This window comes from Streptomyces sp. NPDC001594 (genome assembly GCF_042893675.1).
Classification (GTDB): Bacteria; Actinomycetota; Actinomycetes; order Streptomycetales; family Streptomycetaceae; genus Streptomyces.
In genome coordinates this window covers 315708-331210 of sequence record NZ_JBIAVB010000001.1, presented here as the reverse complement: position 1 = coordinate 331210, position 15503 = coordinate 315708, and the positions used below count along the sequence as shown (strand labels likewise).

The 15503-nt window shown below is 77.0% G+C and carries 14 protein-coding genes and 2 pseudogenes; 5 read left to right on the top strand and 11 right to left on the bottom strand.

Translation table 11 applies throughout. The annotated features are described in order from the left end of the window. Positions 1-108 precede the first annotated feature (108 nt). Positions 109-401, bottom strand: a pseudogene (locus ACFY0O_RS01720) (hypothetical protein); the annotation flags it as partial. 202 nt (positions 402-603) lie between these two features. Between ACFY0O_RS01720 and ACFY0O_RS01715 the strand changes: the two are divergent. From ACFY0O_RS01715 to ACFY0O_RS01705, 3 genes and pseudogenes are all read left to right on the top strand, one after another. Further along, positions 604-999 (top strand): annotated as a pseudogene (locus ACFY0O_RS01715) (PPOX class F420-dependent oxidoreductase); the annotation flags it as partial. Between the two features lie 141 nt (positions 1000-1140). Beyond that, complete coding sequence (locus ACFY0O_RS01710) at positions 1141-1794, top strand: maleylpyruvate isomerase N-terminal domain-containing protein (RefSeq protein ID WP_388942236.1); 654 nt, start codon at positions 1141-1143, stop codon at positions 1792-1794. Positions 1795-2084: 290 nt separating this feature from the next. Next, positions 2085-2624, top strand: a complete 540-nt coding sequence (locus ACFY0O_RS01705; RefSeq protein WP_388941408.1) for a GNAT family N-acetyltransferase — start codon at positions 2085-2087, stop codon at positions 2622-2624. A gap of 19 nt (positions 2625-2643) precedes the next feature. Here ACFY0O_RS01705 and ACFY0O_RS01700 read toward each other — a convergent pair whose 3' ends face one another. From ACFY0O_RS01700 to ACFY0O_RS01675, 6 genes are read right to left on the bottom strand one after another with little or no spacing between them, the layout of a single operon-like run. Beyond that, on the bottom strand, positions 2644-3192 hold the full coding sequence (locus ACFY0O_RS01700; RefSeq protein ID WP_388941405.1) for a hypothetical protein: 549 nt from the start codon (positions 3190-3192) through the stop codon (positions 2644-2646). Further along, positions 3189-4562, bottom strand: a complete 1374-nt coding sequence (locus ACFY0O_RS01695) for a molybdopterin-dependent oxidoreductase (protein WP_388941402.1) — start codon at positions 4560-4562, stop codon at positions 3189-3191. Before ACFY0O_RS01695 ends, ACFY0O_RS01700 begins: the two co-directional genes overlap by 4 nt. 32 nt (positions 4563-4594) lie before the next feature. Next, positions 4595-6001, bottom strand: a complete 1407-nt coding sequence (locus ACFY0O_RS01690; RefSeq protein WP_388941399.1) for a glycosyltransferase 87 family protein — start codon at positions 5999-6001, stop codon at positions 4595-4597. Beyond that, positions 5998-6744 carry a class I SAM-dependent methyltransferase gene (locus ACFY0O_RS01685; RefSeq protein ID WP_388941396.1) on the bottom strand — a complete coding sequence of 249 codons (747 nt, stop codon included), beginning with the start codon at positions 6742-6744 and terminating at the stop codon, positions 5998-6000. The genes ACFY0O_RS01690 and ACFY0O_RS01685 overlap by 4 nt, the downstream gene beginning before the upstream one ends. Further along, positions 6741-7370 (bottom strand): DUF2064 domain-containing protein, encoded by a 630-nt coding sequence (locus tag ACFY0O_RS01680; protein WP_388941393.1) that lies wholly within the window; start codon positions 7368-7370, stop codon positions 6741-6743. The genes ACFY0O_RS01685 and ACFY0O_RS01680 overlap by 4 nt, the downstream gene beginning before the upstream one ends. Then, entirely contained in the window at positions 7367-8080 is a 714-nt protein-coding gene (locus tag ACFY0O_RS01675) for a glycosyltransferase family 2 protein (RefSeq protein WP_388941390.1), read from the bottom strand. Before ACFY0O_RS01675 ends, ACFY0O_RS01680 begins: the two co-directional genes overlap by 4 nt. 124 nt (positions 8081-8204) lie before the next feature. On the opposite strand from ACFY0O_RS01675, the gene ACFY0O_RS01670 reads away from it, so the two are divergent. Continuing rightward, positions 8205-8948, top strand: a complete 744-nt coding sequence (locus ACFY0O_RS01670) for a response regulator transcription factor (RefSeq protein WP_388941387.1) — start codon at positions 8205-8207, stop codon at positions 8946-8948. Beyond that, positions 8945-10057: a sensor histidine kinase gene (locus tag ACFY0O_RS01665; RefSeq protein ID WP_388941385.1), complete on the top strand. Its 1113-nt coding sequence runs from the start codon at positions 8945-8947 to the stop codon at positions 10055-10057. Before ACFY0O_RS01670 ends, ACFY0O_RS01665 begins: the two co-directional genes overlap by 4 nt. A 118-nt stretch (positions 10058-10175) precedes the next feature. Here ACFY0O_RS01665 and ACFY0O_RS01660 read toward each other — a convergent pair whose 3' ends face one another. The 4 genes from ACFY0O_RS01660 to ACFY0O_RS01645 form a co-directional block, all read right to left on the bottom strand. Beyond that, on the bottom strand, positions 10176-11240 hold the full coding sequence (locus ACFY0O_RS01660; protein WP_388941382.1) for an NAD-dependent epimerase/dehydratase family protein: 1065 nt from the start codon (positions 11238-11240) through the stop codon (positions 10176-10178). A 93-nt stretch (positions 11241-11333) separates the two neighbouring features. Next, positions 11334-12662 carry a VWA-like domain-containing protein gene (locus tag ACFY0O_RS01655; RefSeq protein ID WP_388941380.1) on the bottom strand — a complete coding sequence of 443 codons (1329 nt, stop codon included), beginning with the start codon at positions 12660-12662 and terminating at the stop codon, positions 11334-11336. Next, positions 12659-13936: an AAA family ATPase gene (locus ACFY0O_RS01650; RefSeq protein WP_388941377.1), complete on the bottom strand. Its 1278-nt coding sequence runs from the start codon at positions 13934-13936 to the stop codon at positions 12659-12661. Before ACFY0O_RS01650 ends, ACFY0O_RS01655 begins: the two co-directional genes overlap by 4 nt. Before the next feature lie 112 nt (positions 13937-14048). Further along, positions 14049-15494, bottom strand: coding sequence for a hypothetical protein (locus ACFY0O_RS01645; protein WP_388941376.1), 1446 nt, complete (start codon positions 15492-15494; stop codon positions 14049-14051). Positions 15495-15503 lie beyond the last annotated feature (9 nt).

Below are 15503 nucleotides of genomic sequence, written 5' to 3'. Positions count from 1 at the left end.
TTGAAACTGAAGCGAACTGACGCGCCGAGAGCACGCACGTACCCTCGCGGTGCGCGTGCACGTCCAGCCTACGGCGGGGCGGCGGGGCGAGCGCGCCAGGCGGCCGGGGGCGGTCCGAACGGCGGCGATCGCGCCCAGTCCCTTGCTGAGCAGGGCGGCGTTCATCGACCGGGAGGTGTCGAGCACCACGCCGAAGGTGCAGCGGGCCGTCTCCCCGGGCCGGGAAGTACCGGCCCGCGCGGGATGTCCGGGGTCGACGCCTGGCGGCGCGCCTCCGCGTACGGACGCCCCGCGCCGTGTGCGTGCGGCTCGCCCAGGATGCCCCCGGCCCCCTTGCCGCGCAGGGTGGCCAGGCGCCGCATCCGCGGGCGCAGGTCGCCGGCGATCCGGTCGCACACCTCCGGGGATCCGGGCGGGGGTGACGCTGACGGCGGCCCGCACGGGCGGGGACGTGGGGGGCACACCGGACACCGCCCGGCATCCGGTTTGCCCCGCGGCAGCGGTGCGGCCGCCACTCCGACGGCCTAGCGGGTGCCGCGAATCGGGCGTCGGGCTGAACTAATGGGGCACGCAACATCCGTACCCCGTACGGAAGGACCCCTCGTGTCCGCTGAGCTCAGCGACCGGCTCATGGAGCTGCTCGACAGCCCCGTCTTCGTGAACATCGCCACCATCCAGACCGACGGCAGCCCGCAGGTGTCCCCGGTCTGGGTGAAGCGGGACGGCCACGACGTGCTGGTCTCGACGACCGTGGGGCGGCGCAAGGAGCTGAACATGCGCCGTGACCCGCGCGTCACCGTGCTGCTCCAGCCCTTCGACGCCCCCTACACCTACGCCGAGATCCGCGGCACCGCCCAGCTCACCACCGAGGGCGGCCAGGAGCTCATCGACGAGCTGTCGGTCAAGTACACCGGCAAGAAGTACCGCGAGTTCAACCCGAGTTCGGTCGACGACGTCCCGCGCGTGGTCGTCCGGATCACCCCGCGGAAGATCGTCGGACAGGGAGGCAGCGGCACGGGGCTTCTGCACCCCAGGGCCCCTCCGCGTCCCAGGCCCCTCCGCGTGACGGAGGGGCCCTCCGGCCCGAATCCGGGCTCCCGGCACCCGCGCGGGACCGGGCCATCGGGTTACCGTCCCGTGATGGACCTCTTCTCACGCTCATGGACGGCCTTGCGGGCGGCGGTCGCCGACCTCCCGGACCAGGACTTCGAGCGGCCGTCCGGCTGCGCCGGCTGGCTCGTGCGGGACCTGGTGTGCCACCTGGTCATCGACGCCCAGGACGTCCTGATCACCCTGGTCACCCCGGCTGTGACGGAACCGACCGTGGACGCGGTCACCTACTGGAAGCTGGTCGACCCCCCGACGGGAGAGGACCCGCTCGACGCGCTGATCCCCCGGCTGGCGGCGGCCTACGGCGAGCCGCGGTGGCTCAAGTTCCACCTCGACGACGCCGGTTCGGCCGCCGGCCGGGCGGCCTCGCTCGCCGATCCGGCGGCCCGCGTCGGCACCCGGGGCGAGGTGCTCACCGTCGCCGACTACCTGTCGGCGTACGTCCTGGAATGGACCCTGCACCACCTCGACCTGATCGCGCACCTGCCCGCCGCCCCGCCACCGCCCGCCGAGACCCTCGCGGCGGCCCGCACGGCCCTGGAGCGGATCGCGGGCGCCCCCTTCCCCGCCTCGCTCCCCGACCGGGACGCCCTGCTCGTCGGCACCGGCCGCCGCGTCCCGACCGCCGCCGAGCGGGCGGCGCTGGGCCCCCTCGCCGCCGGGCTCCCGCTGGTGCTCGGCTGAACCGCACGGCGGCGCCGGCCGGATCCGCGTACCCGGCCCCGTCCGGCGAAGGTCGTCTACGGGGTCAGGGTGTCCCCGTGCCGGTGGGCCACCGCCCAGACGCCGGCTTGCCTGCGGTACACCTGGGTGGCACGCAGGGTGGAGGTGCGGGGCTGTCCAGCTCGTAGGCGTACGACGTGCAGTCGGAGAAGGCCCGCGCGAGGTCGGCGCCCGCGGCCCGCGCAGGGGCCCCGACAGGCGCGGGAAATCCCGGTGCGGTCCGGTCGCCCCGCGTGATATTCCTCCGTGTCATGGGAGATCTCGTGACCGAGCGGCTCGTGCTGCACCCGATGACCGTCGGCGAGGCCGAGGCGGTCGTGGCGGGCACGCCGGACGACCGCGCCAGCTGGGCGCCCGGATACCCCGCCGACGGGGACGTCCTCGCCGCCGGGCGCTTCCTGGACACCTGCGCGGACACCGGCGATCCCCACCCGTTCGGCAACTATGAGATCCGCCTCCGGGCGGACGGCCGGGCGATCGGCGGCGTGGGGTTCCACGGACCCCCGGACGCGGCCGGCAGCGTCACCATCGGGTACGGCCTGGTCTCCTCGGCCCGGGGCCGCGGATACGCCTCCGAAGCCCTCCGCGAACTGCTGCGGTTCGCGCGTGCCCGGGGCGCCGCCAGGGTGAAGGGCGACGCCGACCTCGACAACACCGCCTCCCACCACGTGATGACGGCGGCGGGCATGCGAACGGCCGGCCACGACGAACGCGTCAGGTACTTCGAGATCGCCTGGACGGCCGAGCAGGACCGCCCCGACGGCGATCACCGCCCGGCCCACGCCACCTGACCCCCCTCAGCGGGACCCCTCAGCGGGACCCCGCGGCGGTCCCCCGGCGCGCGGCGCGGCGGGCGCGGGCCCGCTGCCTGCGCGCGCCCCTGCCCCCGTGCCACAGCCGCACGGCGAGGACGGCCGCCGACGCGGCGAACAGGCAGGCGGTGATCAGCAGCCACCGCCCCAGGAACACGTCCGAGGGCAGGCCGGTGCTGCTCGTGAAGTGGTCGACCCGCCCCAGGACCAGCGGCCAGTACACGAGCAGCAGGACGCCGGAGACGAAGGCGGGCACCCGGACGTGGTTGACGCCGGCTCGCGGCATCCGCGACCCACCCTCCGCACCCCGCCCGAGGAGCCGCTGGACGGCCAGGTCCGCGAGCGCGTACAGCGGGAGCAGCACGAGGTCGTGCAGGAGCGCGGCCCCCACGAACCACACGGCCACCCCGAGGGTGTCTCCCGTGAGCAGGCGCACCCCCGCGTAGCAGGCCAGGGCGAACGAGGCGAGCAGCAGGAGCAGGTGGAACGGGGAGGAGCCGTAACGGCGGCGGAAGCCGGCCGGGGCCGCGGCGGGGGTCTGCTTCATGACGGCTCTCCGAAGGTCAGGCGGGTGACCCACTTGGTGTTGTGGACGCCGGGTGCCCCGGGGACGATCACCCGGGCCGGGTGGCCGTGGTCGGCGGACAGGACCGCCCCGTTGACGCGCACGGCCAGCAGCGAGCGCCCGTCCCGGACCTGAGGGGCGCTCAGGACCACCGACGCGAACGAACCGCCCCGCTGGACGGACTCGACCAGGGCCTGCGGGGTGTCCGTGCCCAGGCCGACGAGAGCGGCCAGGTCCGTGAGGCGCACACCGCTCCAGAGCTGGTCGGCGGTCGACCAGCCCTCCACGCAGGCGATGGGCAGCAGCGCCTCGTTCTGCGGGAGCCCGAGCAGCCGGGCGTACGTGAGGTCGACCTGCCGGCCCCCGCCGCGCACGGTCAGCCGCCAGGCCGGGCCGGTGTCGCTGGGGCGGATGCCGACGGAGGCGGCCGTCTTGTTGATCTGGAAGCCGTTGGGGCCGGAGCCCGGCTCCTGGCCGTGCGGCGCCAGCAGGGCCGTGCGGCGCAGCCGGCCGCCCAGGCTCTGTCCGACGGTGACGGCGAGCAGCGCGAGGGAGCCCAGCCCGACCATGCCCAGCGCGCCCCGCCGCGAGATCGTGGGCGCGGCCGGGGCGGGGGAGACCAGGCCGGCCGCCTCCTCGCTGTCCGGGGCCGGCTGCCGGGGCCCGGCACGCAGGGCCCGCACGGCCCGGCCCAGCCGGAGGGCCACGTGGACCGCGAAGGCGCCGATGAACACCCAGGCCCCGTAGAAGTGCAGCGTGTAGAAGGAGCCCGGGAAGACGTAGTGGAGCTGCGTGTTGAGGATGCCGGTGGCGAACTCGAACCCCGCGCCCCCCACCAGCAGGAGCAGCGAGAGCCGCTCGAGGGCCTGGGCGGGCGACCGCACGGGGGGCCAGGCGAACAGCTTCGGGATCACCGACCACAGCTTGGCCAGCAGCACCGGCACGAGCACGACCCCGAGCGTGACGTGCACTCCCTGGGTGACCCGGTAGAGCCAGTACGGGGAGGTCGGCCAGGAGAAGAGGTAGAAGCCCAGCAAGCCCTTGCCCGGCGTCTGGTCGTTGACCGCCGCGAGGCCGGGCTCGTACGCGGCGTACGACAGCAGGCCCGTGGCGAACAGGACCGTGACGCCGAGGAGCAGGACCATCCCGAACACCGCCGTCAGCCACGGGCCGCGCAGCGGGCTGCGCCAGAACTCCGGCCGGGAGGGGCCGCGCGGCGGACCGGCCGCCCACGCGGCCCCCAGGCCCGACCGCAGCCGGGCGAGCCGCAGCGCGACACCGCCGGGTTCCGGTTCCTCCTCCCCGCGCGCCGGGCCGGGGGATGCGGCCCGCGGGCCGTTCTTCGCGTCCATGGGGTTCCTCCACAGGTTCCGTTCGCGGGGGCTCACCGGTGCTCTCCCGGTGTGGGGCACGGCTCCGGCACGCGGTCCGGACGGCTGCGCGGCAGGCGGCGCCGGCGCACCGCCCAGCCGCAGAGGACGGCCAGCGCGGCCGCCGCGTACCCGGCCGTGCCGGCGTGCGGGACGACCCGGCCCGTCAGGTAGGCGGCCGCGCCCGCGACCGCGACGCCGAGCCACTCCCAGCGGCCGTCCAGCGCCACCAGGGCGATCAGGAGCAGGGCGTACCAGGAGTAGCCGGGGGTGGTCAGCAGGAACGCGGTCCCGGTGACCAGGAGGGCACCGCTCCACGGGCGCCCGGGGTCGCCCCGCCGGATCACGTACACGCTGACGGCGGCCATTCCCGCGACGACGCACGGCACGGCCCAGGAGCCGGGCACCAGCAGGCGCAGGAGCGCGTAGCGGTCGCCGGCGGACGGGTCCTGGTAGCCCTCCTCGTCGGCGTATCCCGCGAGGTAGCCGAGGACGGAGGACCGGGAGAGCAGCACGTACGGCAGGTACAGGGCGGTGAGGACCGCCGCGGACGGCAGCAGGACGGCGGCGGCGGCACGCACCCGGCGTACACCGGACAGGGCGCCGGGGAGCAGGACGGCGGGCAGGAGCTTGACGGCGGTGGCCAGGCCGAGCAGCGCGCCGCCCCGGGCCCGGTGGCGCACCGTCAGACCCAGGGCGAGGACGGACAGCAGGACGGCGAGGACGTCCGCGTGGGCGTTGTTGACGGCCTCGACCGCGATCGCCGGGCACCAGGCCCAGTACGCCGCGCGGCGGGGGTCTCCGCGCCGGCGCAGGACGCCCAGCAGCGCCAGGGTGGTGGCGACGGCGAGTACGGCGCCGCCCACCTGGAAGGCCTTGTGGCGGACTCCGTCGGGGGAGAGGGCGTGGACCAGGAGGAAGTACAGCTCGCCGGCCGGCGGGTAGATCGTGTGGACCCGGGGCCGGTTGATGCGGGTGCACACGCCCGGGGACACCGCGGCCAGGTCCGGCCCGGCGCACGCCTTCCCGGTGGGGAACAGCCAGCCGTCGCGGTACGGCAGGAGGGCGGCGTCGGCCGGGGCGTGGTCGTAGGGCGAGACGCCCGCCGCCTGCACGCGGCCGTCCCAGGCGTAGCGGTAGGAGTCGGTGCTGGTGCGGGGCGGGGCGACCAGGCCCGTCGCGGCGACGGCGAGGCCGCCGGCGAGGACGAGGGCGGCGGCGTGCCGGGCGGGAACCCGGCGCAGGGACCACACCGCCGCCGCGAACAGGGCCCAGCAGGCGGCGTACAGCCAGGACAGGCCGGCCGGGTCCGTGAAGTAGCCGTCCTCGCGCACGGTGAGGACGAGCAGCGTGACCAGGGCGGTCACCAGGACGGCGGTGGCGGCGGTGGCCCGTGCGGGACCGGCGGCCGGCCGGATCACCGGCCGGCCCTCGGGGCGGTGGTGCGGGCCCGCGCCCCGGCGACCAGCTCGGCGAAGTGCCGGCCGGCCACCGTCCAGCTCCCTGCGGCGCACCAGCCCGCTGCCTCCGCGTGGCGCAGCAGCGCCCGGCGGCCCACCCGGGCCCACGGGAAGGGGGTGCCGAGCGTGCCGCGCCCGTCGTCGAGACGCACCTCGCACCGCTCGTCCACCTCCACGGGCGCGGTCTCGGCGACCAGGCGCCCGCCGGGCGCGAGCAGGGCCGCGGTGCGCTCCAGCAGGGCGCCGGGGTCGCCGCCGATGCCGATGTTGCCGTCGATCAGCAGGGCCGTGTGCCAGCGGCGTTCGCCGGGCAGGGGCTCGAAGACGGAGCGGCACAGGGCCGTACCGCCGCGGCGCACGGTCCGGGTCACCGCGGCCGGGGTGACGTCGATGCCGAGGGCGCGGTGGCCCCGTTCGGCCAGCGCCGCGACGAGCCTGCCGGGTCCGCAGCCGATGTCGAGGACGCTTCCGCGGCAGCGGGCGAGCACGCTCTCGTCGGCGGCGTCGGTCCCGGCGCACCAGCGTTCGACGTCCAGGGGCAGCAGCCAGCCGTCCGCCCGCCGCAGGAACAGGGGACCCTGCCCGGTGCGCAGGGCCAGGGCGTACGGGTCGGCCCGCCAGGCGGGTCCGGGGCCGGGGCCGGGACCCGGGCGGGCGGGTGTCCGCGGGGCGGTGGGCGGCCGGGAGGCGGCGCGGGCGCTCATCGGACCACCGGCGTCCGCGCGCTGAGCCGCCGGTACCGCGCGGCGAACCGGCCGGCGGGCGCCAGGGCGGCCACCTCGGCGGCGTCGGCGGCGGTGTCCACGTCCCGCAGCCGGGGCAGCAGGCGGGTGCGCAGCCCGGCGGCGCGCAGCCGCTCGAACTGCACCGCCCCGGTCTCGGGCACGGACATGGGCACGCCGAGCAGCAGCGCCGGGTCCGCCGCCGCCAGGCCCAGGGCCCAGAACCCGCCGTCCGCGGCCGGGCCGAACCAGGCGTCGCACGTGTCGAAGGCCAGCGCGGGCGCCAGGAGCTCCGGGGTCACCTGCGGGGTGTCCATGCCGATCAGCAGCGCCGGCCCGGCGCAGTCGGCGAACGCGGCCGCGAGGCGTTCGTCGAGGCCCCCGCCGCGCTGCGGCACGACCTCGAAACCGGGCGGCAGCCACGGCCCCGGGGCGCCGTCCAGCACCAGGACGTGCCGCCCGGCCGGGGTGGCCGCAGCCGCCGCCAGGGTGTCGGCGAGCGCGGCCTCGGCCAGGCCCGCCGCCTGCTCTGGGGTGAACGGCGGGGTGAGCCGGGTCTTGACCCGGCCGGGCAGGGGAGCCTTGGCGATCACGATCAGGCTGGTCACCGCGCGCCCCCCGGCCACTCGGCCCGGCCGGGGACGGCGGGAACGTACGGGGGCTCGGCGAGGACGGCGCGCATGTCGCGGACCGCGTGCCAGGTACCCCGCCAGGTGCCGGTGACCTTGGACCTGCCGCTGCGCGGCAGGTAGGGCACGTCCTCCTCGCGCACCCGCCAGCCCGCGTCCGCCGCCCGTACGACCATCTGCAGCGGGTAGCCGGAGCGCCGGTCGGTCAGCCGCAGGCGCAGCAGGTCCTCGCGCCGCATGGCCCGCAGGGGGCCGAGGTCGTGCAGGCGCAGACCGGTGCGGCGGCGCAGCATCCGGGAGAGGGCGAGGTTCCCCGCCCGGGCGTGCGCGGGCCAGGCCCCCCGGCCCTGCGGGCGGCGGCGGCCGAGCACCAGGTCGGCCTCGCCGGCCGCGACCGCCCGGACGAATCCGCTCAGCAGGCCGGGGTCGAGGGAGGCGTCGCAGTCGCAGAAGCAGACGTACTCGGCCTCGGCGGCCAGGAGCCCGGCGTGGCAGGCGGCCCCGAAGCCGCGCCGGGGCTCCGGCACCACGGTGGCGCCCAGGGAGCGGGCGATGTCGGCGGATCCGTCGGTGGACCCGTTGTCCACGACCAGGGCCCGCCAGCCGGCGGGGATGCGGGCGAGCACCCAGGGCAGGGCCTCGGCCTCGTTCAGGCAGGGCAGGACGACGTCCACGGAAAGTTCGGTCACGACTGCCACCGTAGGAACTCCCCGGGGACATAGCGGACATCGACTCCTTACGAAACGCGGACGTCGGCCGTCCGGGGGCCGGCCGCCGCAGACGGAGCGGCCCCCGGGTGGGAGGCTTGCCGCCATGAGCACGGCCACCCGCACGCCCCGGCCCGCCCCGCCCGCCCGGGTCCTCGTCGTCGACGACGACCCCACCGTCGCCGAGGTCGTCACCGGCTACCTCACCCGGGCCGGCCACAGCGTCCACCACGCCGCCGACGGCCCCGCGGCCCTCGACGCCGCCGCCCGGCACGAGCCGGACCTGGTCGTCCTCGACCTCATGCTGCCCGGCATCGACGGGCTGGAGGTGTGCAGGCGGCTGCGCGCCGAGCGACCCGTTCCGGTGATCATGCTGACGGCGCGCGGAGACGAGGACGACCGGATCGCCGGCCTGGAGCTCGGCGCGGACGACTACGTCACCAAGCCCTTCAGCCCGCGCGAGCTGGTCCTGCGCGTCGAGTCCGTCCTGCGCCGCAGCCGGGCCGCGGCACCGGCGGCCTCCGGCGCGGGCGCACCGCTGACCGGGGCCGGGATCCGGCTCGATCCGCATACCCGCCGGGCCGTCCGCCACGGGCGGGAACTCACGCTCACCCTGCGGGAGTTCGACCTCCTCGCACACTTCCTCACCCATCCCGGCCGGGCCCACGGGCGCGAGGAGCTGATGCGGGACGTGTGGGGCTGGGAGTTCGGCGACCTGTCCACCGTCACCGTCCACGTACGCCGCCTGCGCGCCAAGATCGAGGACGATCCGGCGGCGCCCCGGCTCATCCAGACCGTCTGGGGCGTCGGGTACCGCTTCGAGGCGGGCGCGGGGGAGGGCTCCGCATGAAGGACATCCTGCTGATCGCGGCCTTCGCGTTCGGCGGCGCGGCCTGCGCAGGCCTGCTGGGCGCGGTCGCCCTGCGCCTGCTGCGGCACCGGTCCGTCGCCGTCTCCCTGATCGTGGTCGCCTCGGTCGCCGTCACGGCCATGCTCGCGGGCACCCTCGCCGTCGCCCGGGCGATGTTCCTCTCCCCGCACGACCTGAGCGTCGTCACCCTCGTGGTCGCCATGGCCGCCGTCGTCTCCCTGGCCACCGCCCTGGCGCTCGGACGGTGGGTCGTGGCCCGCGGCCGCGACCTCGCCCGCGCGGCCCGCGACTTCGGCGACGGCGGCGGCTTCGCCGTGCCCCCGGCCCGGGCCACCGCCGAACTGGCCGAGGTGACCCGTGAACTCGCCGCCACCAGCGCCCGGCTCACCGCCTCCCGGGAGCGCGAGCGCGCCCTGGAGTCCTCCCGCCGCGAGCTCGTCGCCTGGATCTCCCACGACCTGCGCACCCCGCTCGCCGGGCTCCGGGCCATGGCCGAGGCCCTGGAGGACGGGATGGCCGCGGACCCCGCCCGCTACCACCGGCAGATCCGCACCGAGGTCGAACGGCTCGACACGATGGTCGGCGACCTCTTCGAGCTCTCCCGCATCCACGCCGGGGCCCTCGAACTGACCACCGGCCGCGTCTCCCTCCGGGACCTGGCGGCCGACGCCCTCCTGGGCGCCGACCCGCTCGCCCGCGAGCGCGGCGTACGGCTGTGCGGCGCCGAGATCGCCCCGGTCCCGGTCGAGGTGGACGGCAAGGAGATGACCCGAGTCCTGGCCAACCTCCTCGTCAACGCCATCCGCCACACCCCCGCCGACGGCACCGTCGCCGTACGCGTCGACCGGCACGAGGACACCGCCGTCCTGTCCGTCACCGACGGCTGCGGCGGCATCCCCGAGGCGGACCTGCCGAAGGTCTTCGACACCGGCTGGCGCGGCAACCCCGCCCGCACGCCCCCCGCCGGCGCCGGGCTCGGGCTGGCGATCGTACGGGGCATCGTCGAGGCCCACTCCGGCCGGGCGCGCGTCCACAACGTGCCCGGCGGCTGCTGCTTCGAGGTCACCCTGCCCCTGGGGCCCGTCTGACCACCCCCGCCGGGGCTGCCCGGCCAGGCACGCACGCTCGCCGCACGGCCGGGACGCCCGAGCAGCTCCGCCACGAGGGGCCCCGGCCGCGGCGTCTGAACCGCCCGCCCCGCCCCCGCTACCCGACGGCGCGGGCGGGGGCCCGCTGCCCGGCCCGGGCGAACTCGGCCATCCCCACGGCGAACGCCACCTCCGGACGCCAGCCCAGCTCACCTCGCAGCCGGGACGAGTCCGCCGTGATGTGCCGGACGTCGCCCAGCCGGAACTCGCCCGTCACCACGGGCGCCGGGCCGCCGTGCGCCGCCGAGAGCGCGGCGGCCATCTCCCCCACGGTGTGCGGATCGCCGCTGCCCACGTTGTACGCCCGGTGCCCGCCCTCCGGCAGGCCCCGGGCACCGGCCAGGGCCACCGCGTTCGCCCGCGCCACGTCCCGCACGTGCACGAAGTCCCGCCGCTGCCCGCCGTCCTCGAACACCCGCGGGGCCTCGCCCCGGGCCAGCGCGGACCGGAAGAAGGACGCCACACCCGCGTACGGGGTGTCCCGCGGCATCCCCGGCCCGTACACGTTGTGGTAGCGCAGCGACACGGCCGTACCACCGGTCGACCGCGCCCAAGCGGCGGCCAGGTGCTCCTGCGCGAGCTTCGTCGTCGCGTACACGTTCCGCGGATCCGCCGGCGCGTCCTCGCCCACCAGCCCGGGGACCAGCCCGGCCCCGCAGCGCGGGCACCGCGGCTCGAACCGGCCCGCCTCCAGATCCGCGACCGCCCGGGGCCCCGGCCGCACCACCCCGTGCTCGGGGCACTCGTACCGCCCCTCCCCGTACACCACCATCGACCCCGCCTGCACGAACCGCCGCACCCCGGCCTCCGCCATCCCGGCCAGCAGCACCGCCGTCCCGAGGTCGTTGCAGGCGACGTACTGCGGCGCGTCCGCGAAGTCCTTCCCCAAGCCCACCATCGCGGCCTGATGGCACACGGCGTCCACGCCGCGCAGAGCCCGCCCCACCGCCTCGGCGTCCCGGACGTCCCCCCGGACGAACTCGGCGTCCGGCACCTCGGGAGGCCCCGGATGGGCGGTCGGCAACAACGCGTCCAGCACCACCGGTGTGTGCCCCTCGGCCGAGAGGACGGTGACGACGTGCGAGCCGATGAACCCGGCTCCTCCTGTGACAAGTACCCGCATGCCGGCCACGCTACGGAACCCCGCCCCCCACCGACGGCTCCCGCACCGGCCCGTAAGACTTCCGTCACCCTTCCCCCCAGGACGCGCCGGGCCTCAGCCCAGGTGGACGACGTGGGCCCACGGGGGTGGCCCCGAAAGGCGGTCCGGGTCCTCCTCGTTCTCGTCGTCGGCCGTGGCCGGGCGGGGGAAGAGGCCCACGACCGTGCGGCAGGACGGCTGGGCCGAGGGCCACGGGGTCTGCCCGTCCGTCAGCGCGACGATCACGTCCGGGCGGGGCCGGGAGCGCAGCGCCCGGGCGAAGCCCGACCGCAGGGCCGTACCGCCGCCGCCGATCAGCTCCAGGTTCTCGGCACGGCACAGCGGTACCGCCACCCCCGCCGCCGCGTCGCAGGAGATCACGGAGACCAGATCGCGCCGACCGCCCACCGCCCGTGAGATCGCCGCGACCTCGAGCAGCGCGGTCCCGAGTTCGGCGTCGCTGACCGACCCGGAGGTGTCGATCACCACGCAGACCCGGGGCGGCATCCGCCGCAGGCTGGGCAGCACGACACCGGGAACCCCGGCGGAGCGCCGCGACGGAGGCCGGTAGCTGTGGTCCTCGGCCGCCCCCTGGCCGCCCGCCGCCGCCCGGACCGCCGCGCCGAGCAGCTGCCGCCACGGCTGCGGGGGATGGAAGGCCTCGTCGGCCCACCTCCGCCAGCCCTCAGGCGCGTCGCCGGGCCGGCCGGTGATCGCCTCGGCCACCCGGAAGCGGACCGCGTCCCGCTGCTGCCGGCTCAGCGCGTGCGCGCCGTCCGGTCCCCGGTCCCAGGGCCGCGCCCAGCCGTCGGCGCCGCTGCCGCAGTCCAGCCAGGCCAGTTGCGGGGTGGGGTCGCTCATCGAGAAGCCGCGCAGGTACTCCTCCATCAGCAGCCCGTCGGTCAGGCCCATCATGGCCGGCCGCACGGCCCCGGCGGGCACGGGCAGGCCGTCGCCGAAGATGTCGTCGTTGATCTCGAAGTCGGCGGCGATGTTCTGCCGCAGCCGCTGCCCCGGACCGCTCTCCCCGTGCTCCCGCGCGTACCGCTCGCCGCGCTCGTGGTGGTCCCGCAGCAGGTGGGAGACCTCGTGCACCCACACCCCGGCCAGCTGCTCCAGCGGGGTGCGCGCCACGAAGGACGGGGAGACGTAACAGCGCCAGTGGGCGTCCACCGCCATCGTGGGCACCGACCGGTCCTCCACCACGTGCAGCGCGAACAGCGCCCCGGCCAGGTACGGCCGGACGGTGGCCGCGTGCAGCCGGGCGGCCAGCAGCTTCTCCGTGTCCAGCGGGACCGTGGGGCCGCCGGGCGGTGGGCCGGGGACCGCCGCCCGCACGGGGCGCGGCGGCGGGGGAGGGGCCATGGGGCGCGGACGCGGGCGCGCGTGGGCCGGGGTGGTCATCGGCGCACCGCCGCGCGGCCGCCGGCGGCCTTCGCGGTGCGGGCCACCGAGTTCTCCGCCCGCCGGGCGAGCCCGACCACCGGCGCGAGCCGCTCCATCGCCTCGGGGACCTCCCACCCGTCGCGCCGCAGGGCGGCGAGTGCCTTCGCCGGGCCGACCAGCAGATCCGGCGCCCCGGTCTCCAGCGCCTTGACGAGCACCGCCCAGGCCGCCTCCCACCGCTCGCGTTCCGGGCGCGCCCCGACGGCGGCGACCACGCCTTCGAGGGCCGCCTGGCGCAGGTCGCCGCGTTCCGGCAGCTCGGCGGCGGCAGGGTCGGCCAGCAGGGAGTCCGGATCGGGCAGCTCCATCCGGTCGATGTGGGCGAGCAGTTCCAGCCCGGGACCGTCGCCGACCGCGCCCCTGACCAGCAGGGCCAGTACGTCGCGGGAGACGGCGGCGGCCGTGCCGAAGGCGAGCAGCGTCATCGCGGCCTCCCAGCTGCGGGGCGAGGGCCACGCACCCCCGCGCCGGGTCTCCGTGGTCGGCAGCCGGTGGATCAGCGTGGGCCGGGCGTGCAGGAAGCCGCAGACCGCGCGGCGGGCGAACGCCACCGCCTCGGTCAGCCCCGCCGGGTCCAGCCGGGGCAGCTCCGCACGCGGCCAGACCCCGCCGAGACCACGCACCACCACCTCCCGGTCGTGGACCCAGTAGAGGTGCACGAAGCGGTTGGCCAGGGGCGGGCTCAGCTCCCAGCCGTCGGCGGCCGAGGCGCGCGGATTGGCCGCGGCCACGATCCGTACGCCGGGCGGCAGTTGCAGCGCGCCCACCTTCCGCTCCAGCACGACGCGCAGCAGCGCGGCCTGCACGGCGGGCGTGGCGGTGGACAGCTCGTCGAGGAAGAGCAGCCCCCGCCCGGCGCGGACCAGTTCCACGGCCCACTGCGGGGGCGCCATGGGCACCCCGTTCCGGGCCGGGTCCTCGCCCAGGACGGGCAGGCCGGAGAAGTCCGTCGGCTCGTGGACGCTCGCGATCACGGTCGTCAGGGGCAGGCCCAGGGAGGCGGCGAGCTGGGTCAGCGCGGCCGTCTTCCCGATGCCGGGCTCGCCCCAGAGCAGGACGGGCAGGTCCGCCGCCACGGCCAGGGTCAGCGCTTCGAGCTGTTCGTCGGGGCGCGGTTCCGTGGTCGTGGTCCGCAGGAGGGTCAAGAGATCCGCCGCGACGGAGAGTTGGGGCCGGGAGTCGGCGGCGGGAAGGGCGGGAGAGCGGTCGGGGAGGAGGGTGCTGGAAGACATGGGGCATCACCTGGAGGGGTTCGGGGACGGCGGATCCGTCCGTCGGGGCGTCGTCGTCGGCGGCGGGCCGTACGCGCGCGCCGACGGGCGTGAGAGGGAGAGAAGGGGCGGGTCAGGCGGGGAGGCCGCTTCGGGGGCGGCTGCGGGAGCCCCGCTTGCGGCGCAGCTCCCGGGGCAGGGTGCGGTCGAGCCGGGGACGGTGGCCGGCGAGCCCCTCCGCGAGGGCGGCGGCGGGATGCACGGGTACCAGCCCCGCGCGGAACAGCCCTTGGTCCAGGCGGCCCGCCACCGCCGCCTCCAGGGCCTCCCGCAGCGGACCCTCACGGAGCGCCGCGCCGGGACCGAGCAGCCCTTCTACCACGGCCAGGGCGCCGGTCACATCGCCGTGGCCGAGCCGCTCGCGGACGGCGGGCAGTGCCTCGGGGCTGCGGTGCACCGCGTCGATCGCCCGTAGACAGGGCAGGCCGGGGCCGCCGAGCGCCATGAGCAGTTCCTCACGGGCCAGTTGGGCGGGCTCGTGGTCCACCGCCGTCAGCGTGCCGTCCCGCAGGGCGATCCTGTGCACCTCCCCGAGGCAGTCCACCCGGTGCGGGTCCGTACCCGTGGCGGCGGCCGGGCCGGCCGCCGGCACGGGCAAGGAAGGCCCTACGGGACCCGGCCCCGCCAGCACCCGCGCGACGAGCGGGTGCAGGCGGTCGGCCCGGAGCAGGCCGGCGCGGAGCAGCTCGAGGTCGGGCAGCGGCCTCGCCGCGGCCTCCGGCAGTACCGGCAGCGCGGCCGCCGCCGATGCCGACGGCAGCTCCCGCACCGGCCGCAGCGCCGGGGCGTGGCCCTCGTCGGGGGCGACGAGCTCGAAGACCCCGTGGCTGCGGGCACCGAACCGTACGGTGAGCCGGCCCCGGGGCGGGTGCCCGTCGGCCCGCAGCAGGAGCTCGGCCTCGGCGGCCCAGTGGTCCGGCAGGGGTCCGGGCGCGTGCTCCCCCGGCGCGCGTCCCTGCGGCCCGTCCGGGGTGGGCGGGGCCCAGCACCTCCCCGCCAGCTCGGCGCTGCGCGTGCCGTCCCACAGGTGGCGGTGCAGGTCGAGCCGGAAGCGCCGGTCGGGGTGGGGGTGGGGATGGTGCGCGGGTGCGTCGTCCCGGGCGCCTTCCCAGAGGGCGAGGGACATCCGCTGGCCGGCGTCCGCCCAGGCGGGCGGTGTCCGCACCACGAGCCGGGGCCCGGCCCGGCCGGGGGCCTCGTAGCGGGCCAGACAGAGGGTGAGGCCGGGCCGCAGCCGCCCGTCCGGGGCGGTGCGGGGCATGTGCCAGCGCAGCAGATCGGGCGCCAGACGGCGCAGATCGGCCCGCAGGCGGGAGGCGAGGTCGGTGCCGTGGCGAGCACGCACGGCGCGCAGATCGAGGTCGACGTCGATCCGGGCGGCGGCGCAGGCCCCCGCCCAGTCACCGACGGCTCGGCGCGCCGTCGCGTTCTCGATCATGGACGGTGGCACGGCGTACTCGCGTACGCGTTGCCACATGAGCAGGCGGGCGGGAATCGTTTCCGCGAAGTGAGCTGCCATCAGCACTCA

What these genes read in the sequence shown, in the direction of transcription:
- ACFY0O_RS01645 (WP_388941376.1), bottom strand. Translation starts at nt 15,494, where the DNA reads ATGGCAGCTCACTTCGCGGAAACGATTCCCGCCCGCCTGCTCATGTGG.
- ACFY0O_RS01705 (WP_388941408.1), top strand. Translation starts at nt 2,085, where the DNA reads ATGGGAGATCTCGTGACCGAGCGGCTCGTGCTGCACCCGATGACCGTC.
- ACFY0O_RS01660 (WP_388941382.1), bottom strand. Translation starts at nt 11,240, where the DNA reads ATGCGGGTACTTGTCACAGGAGGAGCCGGGTTCATCGGCTCGCACGTC.
- ACFY0O_RS01700 (WP_388941405.1), bottom strand. Translation starts at nt 3,192, where the DNA reads ATGAAGCAGACCCCCGCCGCGGCCCCGGCCGGCTTCCGCCGCCGTTAC.
- ACFY0O_RS01695 (WP_388941402.1), bottom strand. Translation starts at nt 4,562, where the DNA reads ATGGACGCGAAGAACGGCCCGCGGGCCGCATCCCCCGGCCCGGCGCGC.
- ACFY0O_RS01665 (WP_388941385.1), top strand. Translation starts at nt 8,945, where the DNA reads ATGAAGGACATCCTGCTGATCGCGGCCTTCGCGTTCGGCGGCGCGGCC.
- ACFY0O_RS01670 (WP_388941387.1), top strand. Translation starts at nt 8,205, where the DNA reads ATGAGCACGGCCACCCGCACGCCCCGGCCCGCCCCGCCCGCCCGGGTC.
- ACFY0O_RS01655 (WP_388941380.1), bottom strand. Translation starts at nt 12,662, where the DNA reads ATGACCACCCCGGCCCACGCGCGCCCGCGTCCGCGCCCCATGGCCCCT.
- ACFY0O_RS01685 (WP_388941396.1), bottom strand. Translation starts at nt 6,744, where the DNA reads ATGAGCGCCCGCGCCGCCTCCCGGCCGCCCACCGCCCCGCGGACACCC.
- ACFY0O_RS01710 (WP_388942236.1), top strand. Translation starts at nt 1,141, where the DNA reads ATGGACCTCTTCTCACGCTCATGGACGGCCTTGCGGGCGGCGGTCGCC.
- ACFY0O_RS01650 (WP_388941377.1), bottom strand. Translation starts at nt 13,936, where the DNA reads ATGTCTTCCAGCACCCTCCTCCCCGACCGCTCTCCCGCCCTTCCCGCC.